At 71.0% G+C, this 16,153-nt stretch carries 17 protein-coding genes; 9 read left to right on the top strand and 8 right to left on the bottom strand.

Annotated elements, in window-relative coordinates:
* Positions 1–82 precede the first annotated feature (82 nt).
* Genes VMD91_15965 through VMD91_15955 form a run of 3 tightly spaced genes read right to left on the bottom strand, consistent with a single transcriptional unit; the run spans position 83 to position 3,254 of the window.
* Positions 83–679 (bottom strand): hypothetical protein, encoded by a 597-nt coding sequence (locus tag VMD91_15965; GenBank protein ID HTW85567.1) that lies wholly within the window; start codon positions 677–679, stop codon positions 83–85.
* The gene (locus VMD91_15960) at positions 676–2,862 is read right to left on the bottom strand and encodes a M56 family metallopeptidase (protein HTW85566.1); all 2,187 of its coding nucleotides are present in this window, start codon (positions 2,860–2,862) and stop codon (positions 676–678) included. The genes VMD91_15965 and VMD91_15960 overlap by 4 nt, the downstream gene beginning before the upstream one ends.
* Positions 2,859–3,254: a BlaI/MecI/CopY family transcriptional regulator gene (locus tag VMD91_15955; protein HTW85565.1), complete on the bottom strand. Its 396-nt coding sequence runs from the start codon at positions 3,252–3,254 to the stop codon at positions 2,859–2,861. Before VMD91_15955 ends, VMD91_15960 begins: the two co-directional genes overlap by 4 nt.
* A 240-nt stretch (positions 3,255–3,494) precedes the next feature.
* Here VMD91_15955 and VMD91_15950 point away from each other — a divergent pair, with 240 nt between their 5' ends.
* Entirely contained in the window at positions 3,495–4,346 is an 852-nt protein-coding gene (locus VMD91_15950) for a helix-turn-helix transcriptional regulator (GenBank protein HTW85564.1), read from the top strand.
* Between the two features lie 12 nt (positions 4,347–4,358).
* Here the strand turns inward: VMD91_15950 and VMD91_15945 are convergent, their stop codons facing one another.
* From VMD91_15945 to VMD91_15930, 4 genes are all read right to left on the bottom strand, one after another.
* Positions 4,359–4,796, bottom strand: a complete 438-nt coding sequence (locus VMD91_15945; protein ID HTW85563.1) for a hypothetical protein — start codon at positions 4,794–4,796, stop codon at positions 4,359–4,361.
* Between the two features lie 32 nt (positions 4,797–4,828).
* Positions 4,829–5,710, bottom strand: coding sequence for a hypothetical protein (locus tag VMD91_15940; GenBank protein HTW85562.1), 882 nt, complete (start codon positions 5,708–5,710; stop codon positions 4,829–4,831).
* A 74-nt stretch (positions 5,711–5,784) separates the two neighbouring features.
* Positions 5,785–7,731 carry a helicase-related protein gene (locus tag VMD91_15935; protein ID HTW85561.1) on the bottom strand — a complete coding sequence of 649 codons (1,947 nt, stop codon included), beginning with the start codon at positions 7,729–7,731 and terminating at the stop codon, positions 5,785–5,787.
* The gene (locus tag VMD91_15930; protein ID HTW85560.1) at positions 7,728–7,949 is read right to left on the bottom strand and encodes a hypothetical protein; all 222 of its coding nucleotides are present in this window, start codon (positions 7,947–7,949) and stop codon (positions 7,728–7,730) included. The genes VMD91_15935 and VMD91_15930 overlap by 4 nt, the downstream gene beginning before the upstream one ends.
* A 71-nt stretch (positions 7,950–8,020) precedes the next feature.
* On the opposite strand from VMD91_15930, the gene VMD91_15925 reads away from it, so the two are divergent.
* Positions 8,021–8,923 carry a DNA-formamidopyrimidine glycosylase family protein gene (locus tag VMD91_15925; protein ID HTW85559.1) on the top strand — a complete coding sequence of 301 codons (903 nt, stop codon included), beginning with the start codon at positions 8,021–8,023 and terminating at the stop codon, positions 8,921–8,923.
* Here the strand turns inward: VMD91_15925 and VMD91_15920 are convergent.
* Complete coding sequence (locus tag VMD91_15920) at positions 8,907–9,416, bottom strand: hypothetical protein (GenBank protein HTW85558.1); 510 nt, start codon at positions 9,414–9,416, stop codon at positions 8,907–8,909. The two genes, VMD91_15925 and VMD91_15920, sit on opposite strands and share 17 nt — an antisense overlap.
* Before the next feature lie 61 nt (positions 9,417–9,477).
* Here VMD91_15920 and VMD91_15915 point away from each other — a divergent pair, with 61 nt between their 5' ends.
* The 7 genes from VMD91_15915 to VMD91_15885 all read left to right on the top strand — a co-directional run bounded on the left by VMD91_15915 (position 9,478) and on the right by VMD91_15885 (position 16,131).
* Complete coding sequence (locus VMD91_15915) at positions 9,478–10,140, top strand: BON domain-containing protein (protein ID HTW85557.1); 663 nt, start codon at positions 9,478–9,480, stop codon at positions 10,138–10,140.
* A complete protein-coding gene (locus VMD91_15910) occupies positions 10,137–11,021 on the top strand; it encodes a universal stress protein (GenBank protein HTW85556.1) in 885 nt (294 codons plus the stop codon). The genes VMD91_15915 and VMD91_15910 overlap by 4 nt, the downstream gene beginning before the upstream one ends.
* Positions 11,022–11,078: 57 nt before the next feature.
* On the top strand, positions 11,079–12,026 hold the full coding sequence (locus VMD91_15905; GenBank protein HTW85555.1) for an amidohydrolase family protein: 948 nt from the start codon (positions 11,079–11,081) through the stop codon (positions 12,024–12,026).
* Between the two features lie 118 nt (positions 12,027–12,144).
* Positions 12,145–13,698: an efflux RND transporter periplasmic adaptor subunit gene (locus VMD91_15900; GenBank protein HTW85554.1), complete on the top strand. Its 1,554-nt coding sequence runs from the start codon at positions 12,145–12,147 to the stop codon at positions 13,696–13,698.
* Positions 13,695–14,408, top strand: coding sequence for an ABC transporter ATP-binding protein (locus tag VMD91_15895; GenBank protein HTW85553.1), 714 nt, complete (start codon positions 13,695–13,697; stop codon positions 14,406–14,408). Before VMD91_15900 ends, VMD91_15895 begins: the two co-directional genes overlap by 4 nt.
* A complete protein-coding gene (locus VMD91_15890) occupies positions 14,405–15,619 on the top strand; it encodes an ABC transporter permease (protein HTW85552.1) in 1,215 nt (404 codons plus the stop codon). Before VMD91_15895 ends, VMD91_15890 begins: the two co-directional genes overlap by 4 nt.
* Complete coding sequence (locus VMD91_15885; GenBank protein ID HTW85551.1) at positions 15,616–16,131, top strand: hypothetical protein; 516 nt, start codon at positions 15,616–15,618, stop codon at positions 16,129–16,131. The genes VMD91_15890 and VMD91_15885 overlap by 4 nt, the downstream gene beginning before the upstream one ends.
* Positions 16,132–16,153: the final 22 nt, after the last annotated feature.

Below are 16,153 nucleotides of genomic sequence, written 5' to 3'. Positions count from 1 at the left end.
CAGCGCGAGCAGCCACGCTACCGACCGGGCACGGGAGGCCATGCTCCCTTGTGCACCGGCTCGGCGCCGGAGAAACCTGGTCCTAGAAGATGCGCAGCGCGCGCGCCCGGATCAACTCTGCGGCGCTCAGGTTGTGGAAACCGTGCGCTTCGGCGAGACGAATGTAGTCGGTGTCGATCCGCATCGCGCGCAGCGTGATCAGGTCGTGAAAGTCGACCGCCGGCAGCGCCGCGCGCATCGCGTCGACGTAGGCGAGCGAAAGGTCGAGGCTCGCCGCGCTGAACAGCCGCTCGTCGCTCGGCGGCGCGAGTCCGCGTTGCCGCAACGCGTCCAGGTACCCCGGGTTCGGCGTGAACGTGAACGTCCCGGCGCCGGAGCCCCCGCCGACCCAGCCGTCGCAGGCGAAGCGTCCGGCGTCGCGGTTGATGGTGAAGGTGACGTGATGCCCCGGCGCGTCGAGCTCGTGCAGCGAAAGGCCCAGATCGGCCGGCGCGTAGCGATCGCTCGAGAAGTCGGCGTCGTCGGTATCCAGGCGCAGCGCGAGGCGCGCCGGCGGGCCGGGCCGCTCGTGAACGCTCCAGTCGCCGCTGACCTGCTGCGCGGCGAGCACGGGGCGCGGCGCCGCCAGCAGCAGCAGCGCGAGCGCGCCCAGCCGCGCGAGCGATCGAAACGTCCTCACAGCAACCCGCTGGCGCGGATCCGCACGAGCTGATCGACCGACAAGTTCGTGAACCCGTGCGCTTTGCAGCTCTTGATGAAGTCGGGATCGATGCCGAACTCGCGCAGGCGGCGCAGGTCGTCGAAGCTCAGGTTCGGCAGACCGGCCGCGCGCATCTGGTCGGCGTACTCGGGCGTCAGCCCGACGGCCCGCGCGTTGGTGAGTTGTCCCGCGCTCAGGTTCCCGAACCGCGTTCGCATCGAGCGCACGTAGTCGGCGTCGAGCCCGAGCGCGCGCACCTGCTGCAGCTGCCGCAGATCGAGGTTCCCGAGTCCGGCGACGCGCATTTGGTCGGCGTACTCCGGCGTCACGCCGACCGCCTGCGCGTTGCGCAGCTCGCGCACGCTCGCGTTGCCGAAGCGCGCGCGCATCGTGCGGATGTAGTCTCCGTCGAGTCCGACGGCGCGCGCGCTGACGGCGTCGGAGACGCTCGGCGAGGCGAGGCCGTCGGCTTTGAGCGTCTGCACGTACTCCGGCGTCACGCCGACCGCGCGCAGCTGAACGACGTCCTCGACGCTCAGGGTATTGCCGAACAGCGAACGCATGCTGCGCACGTACGGACCGTCGACTCCCACCGCGGCCAGATGGACCAGCTCGTCGGGCGAGAGGTGCGTGAAGCCGGCCGCCGATAGGTCCCGGATCAGCGCCGGCGTGACGCCGACGCTACGCATCCGAATCAGCTGATCGAGCGTGAGGTGCGTGTAGCCGGCGGCGGCGAGCTCGCTGATGTAGTCGTCGTTCGCGACCTGCGTCGGGTCACCGATTCGCGCCGGCGCCGGGCTCGGCACCGGCTCGGGACGGGCGGCGTAGGCGTACGCGTACGGGCCGTACGTACGCCTTCCGTCCGCGGGCCGCGCTTTCACCGCGGCTGCGGGGACGGGCCGCAGCGGCGCGAGCGAAGCGACGGCCGGCGCGCGCTTGGGCACGGCGCTCGCGAGGGCCACCGCGCTCGCGTGGGGCGCGGCGGCGGCCGGGACGACCGCCCACTCGACCAGCCGTTGTTCCGGCGAGAGGGTATGCACGACGTGCGGCGTCGCGATCGCCGGCGGCGCCGCCGCTGTCGCGGGCGGTTCGTCGGCGATCGACGGCGAGACGTAGGCCGCCAGGACGCCCAGCGCCGCGATCGACGCCACCGCCAGCGAGGCCGGTCCGAGCGCGACCCGCGAGCGCACGTCGCGGTGCGCCGAGAGCAGCCGCTCGATGCGGATCGACATGCTGCGCCGGGTGACGAACACGCCGGGCGCGGCCATCGCGCGGTACGGCCAGCTGGCCGATTCGACCACCCGCACCAGGCAATGCGCGTACGGCAGCGGCTGCGCGGTCTGCGTCACGACCCAATCGTCGCACGCGACCTCGCGCTCGAGATCGAGCCGGGCGACCAGCCAGAGCACGGCCGGGTTGAAGAACAGCACCGCGCTCACCACGCGCTCGAACGCGTTGAGCCAGTCGTCGTTCCGGCGCAAGTGCGCGAGCTCGTGCAGGATGATGCGATCGATGTCCTCGCTCGAAAGCGCGTCGAGCAGCGCCTCGGGGACCAGGATCATGGCGTCGAACAGGCCGACCGCGATCGGGATCGTCACCTCGGCCGAGCGGCAGAGGCGTACGCCGCGCGATCCCTTGACCGCGTTCGTCCACGCGACGAGGCGGTCGCGATAGGCGAGCGGCAACGGCAGCGCGTTGCGCTTGAGGCCTTCGAGGTGCGCGAGGCTGATGACCAGGCGCAGGCCGACGTAGAGCATTCCCAGCAGCCACGCGCCGACGACGCCGAGCGCCAGCAGACGCGGGATCGGCAGGTTCCAGCGCTGGAACGCCGGCAGCCGCGGCTCGCTCGGCGGCGTCACCAGTGCGGGCAGGTCTTCGCGCAGCACCCGCACGCGCAACCGATCGTCGGCGTTCGTGCGCAAGACGATCGTCGCCGGGGTCGTCGCGACGGTCGCGGGCGCGCTGCGCAGCGTCAGCCACGCGGTCAAGAGCGGGACGACGACCACCGCGCACAGCGCGAGCACCAGCACCGCGTAGCGGGTCGTCGCGTTGCCGCGCGGCATCGAGCGCAGCACGAGCGCGGCCGCCAAGGCGAACAGCGCGCCTTCCCACACGCCGTCGAGCAAGTACACGAAGAGGACGTGCGCGAGCGGCGCGATCATGGGTTCTCCTCTTCATAGCGCGAGATCAGCTCTTTGAGCTTGGCCAGCTCGGCGTCGGAAGGCCGCGACTCCGCGACCAGCCGCACCGCCAGCTCGCCCTTGCTGTTGGCGAAGAACGACTGCACCAAATCGCCGACCGCCGAACCGACGGCGTCGTCGCGCTCGACGACCGGGAAGTAGCTGTGGGCACGCGCGTCGGCCTGGCGCTGCACGAAGCCCTTCTGCTCGAGGATGCGCAGCATGGTGAGCACCGTCGTGTAGGCGAGCGGCTCGGAAATCGCCGCCTGGACGTCGGCGACGGTGGCGCTGCGCAGGGTCCACAGGACCTCCATCACGCGCAGCTCGGCTTTGGTCAGGGGTTTGCGCTTCTCGCGGCCCAACGGACACCTCACGGCGAGACTACTAAGGCTTTAGTACACCCTAGCGCCTCAGCCGCGACTTGTCAACTAAGGCCTTAGTACATTCGCGCTCGGTCACTGGGCCAAGACCAGCGTGGGCGCGAGGTCCCGTAGCGTCGAGCAACACTACACGTGTCCCGATTGCACGGTGACCGGCGCTCTATACTTGTCCCTACCCAATGCTAGTGGTAGCCTGATACGGTAGCTGTCGGATGTCCAGCGTGGGGAGCGGACATGAGTTGCTCAACGGACGCGAACACGGGTAACGCGCGATCAGAGTTGGCGACGTTCTTGCGAACCAAACGCAAGCAAATCACACCGAGTACGTACGGGTTCATGGCAAACGGGAAGCGTCGCACCGTCGGCCTGCGCCGCGAGGAAGTGGCCGAGCTCGCCAACGTCGGCTCGACCTGGTACACCTGGCTCGAACAGGGCCGCGACATTCGCCCGTCGGTGCGCGTCCTCAGCAACATCGCCGCGGTCCTTCAACTCAACACGGTGGAGACGCAGTATCTCTTCGAGCTGGCGGGCCGCCCGCCGCAACATCCGGACGTCGCCGACGACGTCGGCGAGCAACCGTCGCTGCGCGACGTCGTCGACGAGTTCCGCTGTCCGGCGTTCGTGCGCAACGGACGGTACGACATCTTGGTCTGGAACCGGGAATTCGCCGCGATCTTCGGGATGCGGCCGAATGCGCAGGCCCTCGAGCGCAACTTCCTCTGGCGGCTGCTGCGCCAGGAATGGGGGCCGGCACACCTTGCGAATTTCGAACCTCTGGCGCGCGCGTGCGTCGCGGACTTTCGCATGACGTACGCGCGGCGCGGCGCGCCGCCGTCATTCGCCGCGCTGGCCGAGCAGCTCAACGCGATCAGCCCGCTGTTCGTGAAGTGGTGGGCGGAGTATGCGGTCGACGAGATCCACGAAGTGCTGCAGCCGGTCGAGCACGACCGCGCCGGCGAGCTGCTGCTGCGGTTCAAGCAATTCGACGTCGTCGAGCAGCCGGGGCTCAAGCTGGTTCTGTTCTCTCCGCAAACCGGCAGCGACACCGCCGAGAAGATCGCACTCCTCGGGGGGAGCAGCGCCTGAGACGAGCGGCGCTCAGCGCGTCGAGGAGCGGGTGATGCCGGGCGCGCGCCAGATCGAGCCGTCCGCGAAGCGAACCGCGACCGGCCGGCACACGTTGGGCCGCGGGCCGAGATATGCATAGCCGTTGAACTGGCCGAACGTGTGCGTGATCGACACGCCGGGCGAGAACGTTCCCTCGTCGACGACGTGCTCGACGGCGCCGCGGTAGTTCACCAAGAACGCGACGCGGGTCGCCGGTTGGCTGCTGCGATTGACGTACGTAATCTGCAGGCCGTCGGTGTACGGGCTGCCGTTCGGCGGAACGAACCACGGGTTCCAGAACGGATGCGCGCGCACTGGTTGATATTGCAGTACCGTGCAGGAGGTGACGGCGATTGGTGCGGGCGCCTGCGCGCCCACGGCGCGCGGCGCGACTGCGGCGAGCACGCCGATGATCGAAAGCCAACGCATGCGCTGATGGTACTCCCGCTGAGGCGGCCCGACTAGGGGTGTGGCGAAATCGTCGGCCCCGGCGTCGGTGCCGGGGGAGCCGGTAGCGGCGTGCCGCTCGGCGTCTCGACGGGTGCCGCCGGTGCGGCCGTCAGCGTCGGCATGGCGGACGGCGAGGGCGTGGGCTTCGGCGTGGCGGGCGGCACGCAGGCTTGCGGCAGCACGACGATCGTCAGATGCGGTGCCGGCGTGGTGACGGTCGGCGTCGGCGTCGGGCTCGGCGTGGGCTCGAGGGTCGGCGTCGCGGTGGGGGTCGGCGTGGGCGTCGGCGGCGGCTCACGATGCCCGCGACGCGGCTCCGGTGTCGGCGAGGGCGACACGGTGGGTTCGGGGGTCGGCGTCGGCGTATCGGTCGGCGCCGGGCACGGCACGGGATCGGCGTAGTAATGCTCGGTGAAGCCGACGACGAGATCGCGCTTGACCAGCTTGCCGAAATACGAGTCCGGGAACAGCTGCACGAGCCGGTTGAGGTAGACCCAGGCGCGATCTTGGTTCGCTTTTACCCAGATCTTGCGGTCGACGACCGTTGCCAAGAAGTACGTGCGCGCCAACTGTGGATCGTGCGGATATTTGCGACCCCACGCGTCGAGCGCTTCTTCGGCGAACGCGACCTTGGCGATGATCGCGGGATTGGTCGTGTGGTCGCCCGCCGTGATTGCGGCGTCATGAAACGTGTTGTTCATGCCGAGAAAGCTCATCTTCATCCGGCCGAAATACTCGTCGGCCGGCGCGGAAGCGCGATACATCTCCAGCTCGTGCTGTTGCCACTTGCTCAGATGCGGCGTCGGCTTTGGCTTCGGCGACGGCGAGGTGGTCGTCGCCGGCCTGACTGCCGGCGTGCGCGCGGGCGCAGCGGCGATTGCGGTAACGCTCAAGCACAGAGCGAAACTCGCGGCGCGTAGCTTCATCCCGGCGCGCATTCGCAGCGCGCGCGAGCACGGCCTTCCCGTCAGTGCCGGCGACGCGGCTTCGGATACGACGGGCGTGGCGGCCGGCGCACGATTGTGCGGCGCGGCGGTGGAACCGTCGCGTGCGGCGCGTGCGAGCCCCGTGCGCGCAGCGTCGCTTGAATCCCCGCGTCGGCTTCGTCCCGCAGCTCCGCGATGAAGTGGGCGTTCACGTACACGTCGGGGAAGCGCTGCGCTAACCAGAGATACAACGTCGCCAAGCGCGAGCGGTCCTCGTCGATCATGAGCCGGTCGCGTCCGCCCAAGCGCGCCAGCTCGTCGCCGGCCACGACGCCCTCGCGCGCGTGCGCCGCGCCCCAGCGGGCCAGCACGTCCAGGCTCGGGCCGCGCGTCGACACCGGCGCCCGGCTGTACACCGCGCGCGTCTCAAACGGCAGCGCGAGGAAGCCGTCAGCGAGCTCGAGCGCCAGCGCCACGTCGATCTGCGCGCTCACGTCGGCGATCCGCAGCTGCGCATCGTTCGCGAGGACGCGGGTGCGAAAGAAGTCCAGCAGGCGGCTGACCCGCGTCGTGCCGATGATCGCTCCGAGTCGCCGCAGGTGCTCGTCGGTCGGCGAGATCCAGAGCGGACCGTCCGGCGCCTCCGGCGCACGTCCTTCGACCGCGCGGCGAATCAGGCCGACGTCGCGCGCGTCGAGCGCGGTCACCAGCCCTTCCTCGTGCAACCCGTAGCGGCCGGCGCGGCCGGCGATCTGGCGGATCTCGGCGGCGGTGAGGTTCCGCGTCGCGACGCCGTCGAACTTGCGCACCGCCGCGAAGACGACGCGCCGAATCGGCAGGTTCAGGCCCAGGCCGATCGCATCGGTCGCGACGACGACCTGCGCTGCGCCGGTGCGAAACCGCTCCGCTTCGCGACGGCGCACACCGGGCGAGAGCGAGCCGTAGATCACCGCCGACCCCAGGCCCGCGCGCACGACCTGCTGCTGATACTCGATGACGGCGCGCCGCGAGAACGCGATCACGGCGTCGCCCGGCTGCAAGCCGCTCACCCCCGCCGCCGGCACGACGCGTAGCGGGTTCTTGCGTTCGAAGCGCCGCACCGCGATCGTCGTACCGAGCCGCTCGGCCAAACGCGTCGCGGCGCGCAGCCCGTCTTCCGAGCCGCACAGGATGACGTGCTTGGCGCGGACCGCGGCGATCGCGAGCGTCCAAGCCCAGCCGCGCTGCTCGTCCGCCAGCAGCTGGACCTCGTCGACGACCGCGACCTCGACCTCGCGCGTCAGATCGACCATCTCGACCGTCGAGCTGACGTGGCGCGCGCCGGCTTCGAGGATGCGCTCCTCACCGGTGACGAGGGACGCGCGCCCGCCCCACTCGATCAGGCGCTCGTAGACCTCGAGTGCCAACAGTCGCAAGGGAGCCAGATACATCCCGCTCTCAGCGGCCGCCAGCAGCTCGAGCGCGGCGTGCGTCTTGCCCGAGTTGGTCGGGCCGACGAAATACTCGAGCGTGCGTTCCGCGCCGCCCAGGCCCTCGAGGTAGAAGCGCAGCCCGAGCTCGGCCTCGACGCGCTCGTCGACGCGCCGGTTCTCGAGCGCGCGCCAGGCGTCGAGCAGAAAACGCCGCGCCTCTTCGAGCGCCGAGAAGAACGAGGGCCGATCGAACGTGCGCGTCTGCGTAACGTCGTCGGGGTCGGTGAGGATCGTACCGACCGCACGCCGCATCGCGTGCGCGAACTGCGCGACCGTCGGGTCGACCAGGGGTGCGACGGCGGCCGCGGCGGCCTCCGGCGTCAACTCGGCCGGGACGTCGATCGGCACGCGGCCGCGAACGACGATCGTGCGCGAGCCGACCGTGACCGCGCGCTCGACGCGCACCTCGACCGTCGCCGCGTCGACCAGCACCCAGCCCAACCGTTTGACGGCGCGCTTGAGCGACGCGCGCGCCGCAGCGGCCGCGCGATGCGGATCGTGCTCGTCGACGCTCAACGGTCGTTCGGGTCGTTGAAGTCTTCGACCGGCGCGATCGCGTTCGGAGCGTCGACCGGCGTCACCGCCGTGATGGGAATCGTGTTGTCGCCATAGCGCCGAACCGAGATCGTCGCCGCCCGCGCGGCCTGGTAGAGCGAGAGCTCTTTCTCCATGAAGCCGGGCTGCCGGTACTTCGGCAGCGTCGAGGTGGCCTCGTCGCGCGCGTCCTCGTCCATGCCGCCTCCTTCCCCGTCGACCGCGCCGGCCCCCAGGAGCCGCGCGTTTCGCCTGCCAAGGTCGTCGAGCGATGCCGGAGCTGCCCGACGTCGAGGCGTACATCAGCGCGCTGGAGCCGCGCATCGTCGGCCGGCCGCTCGAGCGCGTCCGGCTGGCCAACCCGTTTCTGCTGCGCACCGCCGATCCGCCGATCGGCGCCGTCGACGGCCGCACCGTGCGCGCGCTGCGCCGGGTCGGCAAGCGCATCGCGATCGGTTTGGAGGGCGACCTGTGGCTGGTGCTCCACCTCATGATCGCAGGCCGGCTGCACTGGCGCGCGGCGGGCGCGAAGCTGGCCGGCCGCAACGCGTTGGCGGCGTTCGACTTTCCCGACGGCTCGCTGGTGCTGACCGAAGCCGGGACGAAGCGCCGCGCCTCGCTGTACCTGGTGCGCGGCGTGGAGGCGCTCGAAGCGCTCGATCCGGGCGGGATCGACGTCTTCGCCGCCGACTTGCCCGCCTTTCGCGCCGCGCTCACACGCGAGAACCGCACCCTCAAGCGCGCGCTCACCGATCCGCGCTTCCTGAGCGGGATCGGCAACGCGTACTCCGACGAGATCCTGCACGCCGCGCGCCTCTCGCCGATCGCGCTCACGCGCGCGTTGAGCGATCCGGAGTGGCAGCGCCTCTACGACGCGACGCGCGCGACGCTGCGCGCGTGGACCGAGAAGTTCAAGGCCGAAGCGCGGGACGGTTTCCCCGAGAAGGTGACGGCGTTTCGCGACGACATGGCCGTGCACGGCCGCTACGGCCGGCCGTGCCCGGTTTGCGGCGAGCCGATCCAGCGCATCCGCTACGCGGACAACGAGACCAACTACTGTGCCAACTGCCAGACCGGCCGGCGCGTGCTGGCCGATCGCAGCCTCTCGCGTCTGCTCGGCCGCGACTGGCCGCGCACGCTGGACGAGCTCGAGACGGTCAAGCGCGGCTCGTGAGCCGCGGTTCCGCGCGGCGAACCAGCAGCTCGAGAATGCGGCGGAGCCGCCCTTCGACGTAGGCGAGGTCGAGCTCAACCGCGGCGGACGCGTTGCGCACGGCGCGCCCACTGATGACCAGGCGCGTCCGCCCGGCGTCGATCCCGTCGGCGCGAATCGTTCCCTCGAACATCGGCTCGCAGCGGCCTTCGTGCTGCCCGTCCAGGGCGACGGCGAAGCTGTCCGGGCCGGTCCGCGTACACGTCAGCACGACGCGGTTCGGGCTCACCTCGGCTTGCAGCCGTCCGGCTTCGCGTTCGACCAGCGCCACCACGGCGGGCGCGGTGAGCGGGAGCTCGCAGCTCACCACGACGGCGCTCGCCGACGGGTCGCGCAGCATGTGCGGCACGCCGTCCCGCGTCGGTGCAGCGGCCGGGAGCAGCCGCGCGAGGACGCCGCCGGAGGCGGCGACCCAATCGCGGATCACGGTACGAATGCGCGCGCTGCTGGCCATCGACGACGCTCCCTCCTGACGGGTGCTTGGACACAGCGAAGCCGATCGACGAGAAGCCGGCGTGAAGGCCGCGCGAAGGTCGTCGTTCCGTTTCGTCCGCCCGCCCGCGCACCGGCCTTCACGCCGCGTTCATCGGCTCTTCCAAGCGGAGCGAGAGCATCGTGGCACAGCTCGAGCTCTCGACGAGGAGGATGTTTCGACGATGGACAGCGACACCACGTTGCAGCGAGACGTGATCGACGCGCTGGCGCTCGATCCCAGCATCGACGCCGCCCGTATCGGCGTCATCGCCAAGAACGGGATCGTGACCCTGACCGGGACCGTCGCCAGCTACGCGCAAAAGCTCGCCGCGGAGGCGGCGTGCCGGCGCGTCAGCGGCCTGGACGGCATCGCCGATGAGCTGACGGTCGACCTTCCCGTACTGCACCGGCGCTCCGACGCCGACATCGCGCGCAGCGCCGCCGACGCGCTGGCCTACGACGTCACGATCCCCGCCGACAGCGTCGTCGTCACCGTTACCAATGGCTGGCTGACGCTCTCGGGCGTGGTCGACTGGCACTACCAGAAGGACAACGCCGCGCACGACGTGCGGCGGATGGTGGGCGTGCGCGGCGTCGCCAACGAGATTCTGGTCCAGGAAGACCGGTCCACCCCGCGGCTGCGTGACGACCTTCGAGGCGCCTTCGCGAACCGTTCCGGCGCCGGGTCTCGCGTGACGCCATGAGGCCTGCATTTTCGCGCCTCACCGTCCCCGTCGACGGGACGGCCTCGTCGGGCGAAGGAGTGCGCTTCGCTCTCGAGCTTGCCGCAGGCGGCGGTTCGGTGACCTTCTGTCACGCCGTCGACCCGTCCGAGAGCCTGTTGCCGCTCGCCGAGGGCGCCGGCGCCGGCTTCGACCCGCTGGTCGAAACGCTGCGCGAGGAGGGGCAATTCTACTGCGACGCCGCTTGCGCGATGGCGCGCAAGCGCGGTATCGGCGCCGAGGCATACGTCGTGGTCGGATCGCGCGAACGCGTGGTCGAGGACGTCGTGCGCGGCACGCGGAGCGAGGCGATCGTCATCGGGACGCACGCGCGCACGGGTCTCGCGCACACGCTGCTGGGCAGCTTTGCCGAAGGGCTGATGCGGCGCAGCGACGTCCCCGTCATCGCCTGCCACGTCGGCGATGCGTCGGGACGCGGACCGGTCGTCGTCGCGATCGACGGCTCACTGCCGGCGCGCGCGGCACTCGAAACCGCGATCGCGATTGCGCGCGCACGGAACGTCGCGCTGCGACTGATCATGGTCGTCGAACCGGGGCTGCCGCCCGGCATCGGCAGCGAGACCCTGGCCGTCGCGAAGCGCCACGTCTACGACGACGGCGTCCCGTGCACGACCATCGTGCGCAGCGGCGATCCGGGTGAGCAGATCGTCGCCGAGAGCCGGAGCTGCGATGCGTCGCTGATCGTCACCGGCACCAACGGACGGGCGGCGATGCCGCGCTTTTTCTTGGGCAGTGTGGCGGCCGATCTGCTCCAGCGCGCGCACGTCCCGGTGGTGGTGGTGCGGGCGCCGCTCGGCGTCCACGCGGGCGGCGCGACCGGCGAGGTGACGCGCACGCGGTAGCGCCGCTTCCCCGCTCGGGCCAGGAGTTCATCGACGCAGCCACGGAGTCTCGCGGACATGCCGGTCGGCGGTCCGAGCGGGCGGCTCGACGTTCACCATCATTTCGCTCCGCCTCCGTACGTCGAGGAGATGGAGCGACGCAACGTGCCGCTCCAGCCGGTGCTGCGGAACTGGACCGTGGACCGCTCGCTCGCCGACATGGCGCGCGGCGGCGTCACGTCGGCGGTCCTCTCGATCACGGCACCCGGCTTCTTCTTCGGCGACGCATCCGCGGCGGGCGCGCTGGTCCGCACCTGCAACGAGGCCGGTGCCGCGCTGACCCGCTCGCACCCGGGCGTGCTGGGGCTGTTCGCCGCCGTTCCGATGCCCGACGTCGAGGGAACGCTGGCCGAGATCGCCTACGCGCTCGACGCGCTCCATGCCGACGGGATCGCGCTGTTCACCAGCTACGGGCGGCGCTGGCTCGGCGATGCGTCCTTCGCACCGGTGCTGGCGGAACTGGACCGGCGCGGAGTCGTGGCGTTCGTGCACCCGATCGGCAACGCGTGCTGTACGGGACTCGTGCCGGGCGTCCCCGACAGCGTCGTCGAGTACGGGACCGACACCAGCCGCACGATCGCGAGCTTGCTCTTCGGGGGGGCTGCCGCGCGATACCGCCGCATTCGCTTCATCTTCTGCCACGCCGGCGGCTCGATGCCGTTCATGATCGAGCGCTTCGCGATGCTGGGCGCCAGTCCGGCGATGCACGGCGCGCTGCCGTTCGGCGCGCAGCACGAGCTGGTGCGCTTCTTCTACGACACCGCGCAGTCGTCGAACTTGGGCGCGATGTCCTCGCTGCGCCAGCTCGTGCCGCCGGCGCAGATCCTGTTCGGGACGGACTATCCGTTCCGCAGCGCGGGCGAATACGTCGGTGCGCTCGAGCGCTGCGGCTTCGATGCTGCGGCGCTGGCGCAGATCGGCCGCGGCAACGCCGAGAGGCTGATGCCCTCCCTGCGCGCCGGCTAGCCGCTCACCCGCACGCGCGGCCGTTCGGCCACCGGCGCGAAGAGCGCGTGAACGCGCGGTCCGCGCGCCTTCGTACGACGTTCACGGCTTCGCCATCCGCAGGCTCTACGCTGCGGCCATGCACCTGACCGTCGCGCCCGCGCAGCCCGGGCTCTCACCGCTTCCGCCGCCACCGCCGCCGCGCTCGCGCCGGCGCCCGTTGCTGCTGTGGGCCGGGCTCGCGCTGTTGCTGGCGCTGGCGGCGCTGGCGCTGGTCCTGCGGCTGCGCGGCGGCCGCGCCGTCGGCTACTTCACCGCCCCGGTCACACGCGGCAGCCTCGTGCAGACGGTTACGGCCGAAGGCACCGTCAATCCGCAGAACTTGATCCTGGTCGGCACCCAAGTCTCCGGGACGATCGCCGAGCTGGACGTCGACTACAACTCGCAGGTCCGGGCCGGCCAGGTGATGGCGAAGATCGACCCGACGACCTTCCGCGATGCGTACGACCAGGCCAGCGCGGCGCAGACGCAGTCCCAGCGTCAGTTCGCAGCCGGCGTCGCCACGGCGCAGAGCGCGCGGCAGACCTTCGTCGCCGCCGGCCGGAACGCGGCCGCCGACCGCGCCGCGCTCGCGTCCGCGGTCGCGCAGGTCGGGAAGGCCAAAGCCGCGCTCGACTTCGCGAACCTCACCGTTCGACGCGACCGCGCCCTGCTCGCGCGCGGCTACATCGCACAAAACCAGACCGACGCCGACGTCTCGGCCGCGGTCGCCGCCCAGGCCGCCTACGCGGCGGCGCGCTTGGCGGTCGAGCAGGCTCGCGCGCAGCTCGCCGCGCAAGAGGCGACCGCCGCCGCCGGCGACGCCCAGGCCCGCAGCGCCGACGCGAGCGCGAGCGCCGCCGCCGCGGCCGTCGACGTCGAGCGCGCGCAGGTCGCGCAAGCCGACTACAACGTCCGCCAAAGCGTGATCACCTCACCGGTGAACGGCACGGTCATCGCGCGCAACATCTCGATCGGACAAACGGTCGCGGCGAGCTTCCAAACGCCGACGCTGTTCTCGATCGCACAAGACCTCTCGAAGATGGAGGTCGACATCGCCGTCGGCGAGCCGGACGTCGGCGGCATCCGCGCCGGCGCGATCGCCGACTTCACCGTGCTGGCCTATCCGAACCGCACCTTCCACGGCGTCGTCTACCAGGTGCGACAGAACCCGACGACCGTCAACAACGTCGTCACCTACGACACCGTCGTCTACGTCGACAACCGCGACGGCGCGCTCTATCCGGGCATGACGGCCAACGCGACCATTCACGTCGCGAGCGTGACGGGCGCGCTGATCGTGCCGCTCGAGGCGCTGCAGTGGGCGCCCCCGGCCGGCGGCACGCAGCATCCCTCGACGGCGTCGACCTCGCCGTGGGGCACCACGATGGCGTCCGTCACGCGCACGGTCGTCGCCGGGCGCACCGGCCGCGTCTTCGTGCTCCGCGCGGGTCAACCGCAGCTCGTGCCGGTACGCATCGTCCTCGTCAGCGAGACGCAAGCGGCGGTCACGCCCCTGCGCGGCGCGTTGAACGCCGGCGACCCGCTGATCGTCGCCGACGCGAGCGAACGCGCCGCGTCCGCGACGCCGGCGCCGGCCTCGGCACTGACGCGAACGTCGAGCTCGCTGACCAGCGCCGGCGCGCGGCGATGAGCGACGCGGTCCCGGTCGTCCGCCTGGAACGGCTGCGCAAGCTGTATCAGCTGGCCGATCAGCCGACGGTCGCGCTGGCCGGCGTCGACCTGACCATCGAGCGCGGCGAGTTCGTCGCGATCATGGGCGCCTCCGGCTCGGGCAAATCGACGCTGCTGCACCTGATCGGCCTGCTCGACCGCCCCACCTCCGGGCGCTATTGGTTCGAAGGCAATGACGTCGCGCGCCTCGACGCCGACGCGCTGGCGGACCTGCGCTCGCGCCGACTGGGCTTCGTCTTCCAATCCTACAACCTGCTCCCGCGCACCAGCGCGATCGAGAACGTCGAGCTCCCGATGCTCTACGCGGGCGTCCCCGACGACGAGCGGCGCGAACGCGCGCGCAGCGCGCTCGCCATCGTCGGGATCGCCGAGCTGGCGCAGCACGAGTCCAACCAGATGTCGGGCGGTCAGCAGCAGCGGGTCGCGATCGCGCGCGCGCTCGTGAACGATCCCGGCCTGATCCTCGCCGACGAGCCGACGGGCGCGCTCGACACCACATCGTCACACGAGATCACCCAGCTCTTCCGCCGCCTCAACGCCGAGCACGGGATGACGATCCTGATGGTGACGCACGAGCCCGACGTGGGCCGTGCCGCCCAGCGGATCGTGACCATGCGCGACGGCGCGATCGTCTCCGACGCGCCGGTCGCGGAGGCGCTGCCGGTATGAGCTTGCGTACCTTGCTGCGCATCGCGTGGGAGGCGCTGGTGCGCAACCGCGTCCGGTCCGCCTTGACGATACTCGGCGTGATCATCGGCGTCGCCGCCGTCGTCGTCACGGTGTCGATCGGCGCCGGGGCGCGGGCCTCGGTGCAGGCGTCGATCACCGGCTTGGGGAGCAATCTCATCATCGTCATTCCCGGCAACGTCACGCTGAGCGGCGTGCGGACGGGGACCGGCGCCGCCTCGACGCTCACCCCGGACGACGGGCTCGCGATCGCGAAGCTGCCGCACGTCGCAGCCGTCTCGCCGGGCGTCGGCATCCGCACGCAGGTGATCGCCGGCGAGAACAACTGGTCGACCACCATCCTCGGCGCCGCGCCCACGTACACGTACATCCGCCAATGGAGCCTTTCCGCCGGCTCCTTCTTCACCGACACCGACGTTGCGCAGTCGGCCAAGGTCTGCGTCCTGGGCCAGACCGTCGTCGACAACGTGTTCCCCGGCGCCTCGCCGATCGGTAAGACCGTGCTGATCCGCAACGTCCCGTTCACGGTGATCGGCGTGCTTTCCGTACGCGGCCAGAGCGCCTCCGGCCAAGATCAGGACGACACGATCATCCTGCCGTACACCTCCGCGATGCAGCGCCTGACCGGGACGATCTTCGTCAGCGCCATCGCGGTGTCGGCCGACGACGCGGATACGATCGCACCCGTCGAGACCGAGATCACGCGGCTGCTCGAGCAGCGTCACCGGATCGTCGGCGACGAGCAAGACGACTTCAACGTGCGCAGCCTGCAGGACATCGCCAACGCCGCTGCCGCGACGACCGCCGTGATGGAGTATCTGCTGGCCGGCGTCGCCGCCGTCTCGCTCCTGGTGGGCGGAATCGGGATCATGAACATCATGCTCGTCTCGGTCACCGAACGGACCCGCGAGATCGGCCTGCGCATCGCGGTCGGCGCGCGCGGGAGCGCGATCCTCGAGCAATTCCTGATCGAAGCGGTGGTGCTGGCCAGCGTGGGCGGCGCGATCGGGATCGCGCTCGGCGTCGCCGGCGCGGCGGCGGTGGCGACCTTCGGCCACTGGCCGATGCTCGTCCCGCTCGACGCCGTCTTGCTGGCCTTCGCGTTCTCCGCGCTCACCGGCGTCTTCTTCGGCTACTATCCGGCCTCGAAGGCCGCTCACCTCAACCCGATCGAGGCTCTGCGATTCGAATGAAGCGTTCCACTCCTCCGCTGCTCGGTGCCGCCGCGCTGCTCGCGCTGCTCGCGCTGACCGCACTCGACGCCACGCCGCGCGCGGCGGCCGTCGACGCGGGTGCGAGCGACGTGCTCGCCCGCGGGCGCGCGCTGGTCGCGTTCGGCGCCTGCAACGACTGCCACACGCCGGGGTGGCGTGACTCGGACGCGATGCTCCCGGCCGAACGCTGGATGACCGGCTCGGCGATCGGCTTTCGCGGCCCGTGGGGAACCGCGTATCCGGCCAACGTGCGCCTGCGTTTCCAGCAGATCGACGAGGAACAGTGGCTGGCGGCGGTCCGCACCCGCGGCGGCCATCCGCCGATGACCTGGCACGACGTGCGCTCCCTCAGCGACGCGGATCAACGCGCGATCTACCGCTTCATCCGCGCGCTCGGGCCGGCCGGCACGCCGGCACCGAAGGATCTCGGCCCGGACGATTCGCCCACCACACCCTACGTCGAGCTCGTCCCCGCCACGCCGGCGCCGTGATCGCCGGCATCGCGTGGGGTGC

Source organism: Candidatus Sulfotelmatobacter sp. (genome assembly GCA_035504415.1).
Classification (GTDB): Bacteria; Vulcanimicrobiota; Vulcanimicrobiia; order Vulcanimicrobiales; family Vulcanimicrobiaceae; genus Vulcanimicrobium.
The sequence above is the reverse complement of the archived record's forward strand: the minus strand, read 5'-3'. Positions and strand labels throughout refer to the sequence as shown.

Coding starts and splice junctions, on each gene's coding strand:
- VMD91_15885 (HTW85551.1), top strand. CDS start 15,616: ATGAAGCGTTCCACTCCTCCGCTGCTCGGTGCCGCCGCGCTGCTCGCG.
- VMD91_15950 (HTW85564.1), top strand. CDS start 3,495: ATGAGTTGCTCAACGGACGCGAACACGGGTAACGCGCGATCAGAGTTG.
- VMD91_15925 (HTW85559.1), top strand. CDS start 8,021: ATGCCGGAGCTGCCCGACGTCGAGGCGTACATCAGCGCGCTGGAGCCG.
- VMD91_15910 (HTW85556.1), top strand. CDS start 10,137: ATGAGGCCTGCATTTTCGCGCCTCACCGTCCCCGTCGACGGGACGGCC.
- VMD91_15900 (HTW85554.1), top strand. CDS start 12,145: ATGCACCTGACCGTCGCGCCCGCGCAGCCCGGGCTCTCACCGCTTCCG.
- VMD91_15945 (HTW85563.1), bottom strand. CDS start 4,796: ATGCGTTGGCTTTCGATCATCGGCGTGCTCGCCGCAGTCGCGCCGCGC.
- VMD91_15920 (HTW85558.1), bottom strand. CDS start 9,416: ATGGCCAGCAGCGCGCGCATTCGTACCGTGATCCGCGATTGGGTCGCC.
- VMD91_15905 (HTW85555.1), top strand. CDS start 11,079: ATGCCGGTCGGCGGTCCGAGCGGGCGGCTCGACGTTCACCATCATTTC.
- VMD91_15960 (HTW85566.1), bottom strand. CDS start 2,862: ATGATCGCGCCGCTCGCGCACGTCCTCTTCGTGTACTTGCTCGACGGC.
- VMD91_15895 (HTW85553.1), top strand. CDS start 13,695: ATGAGCGACGCGGTCCCGGTCGTCCGCCTGGAACGGCTGCGCAAGCTG.
- VMD91_15930 (HTW85560.1), bottom strand. CDS start 7,949: ATGGACGAGGACGCGCGCGACGAGGCCACCTCGACGCTGCCGAAGTAC.
- VMD91_15890 (HTW85552.1), top strand. CDS start 14,405: ATGAGCTTGCGTACCTTGCTGCGCATCGCGTGGGAGGCGCTGGTGCGC.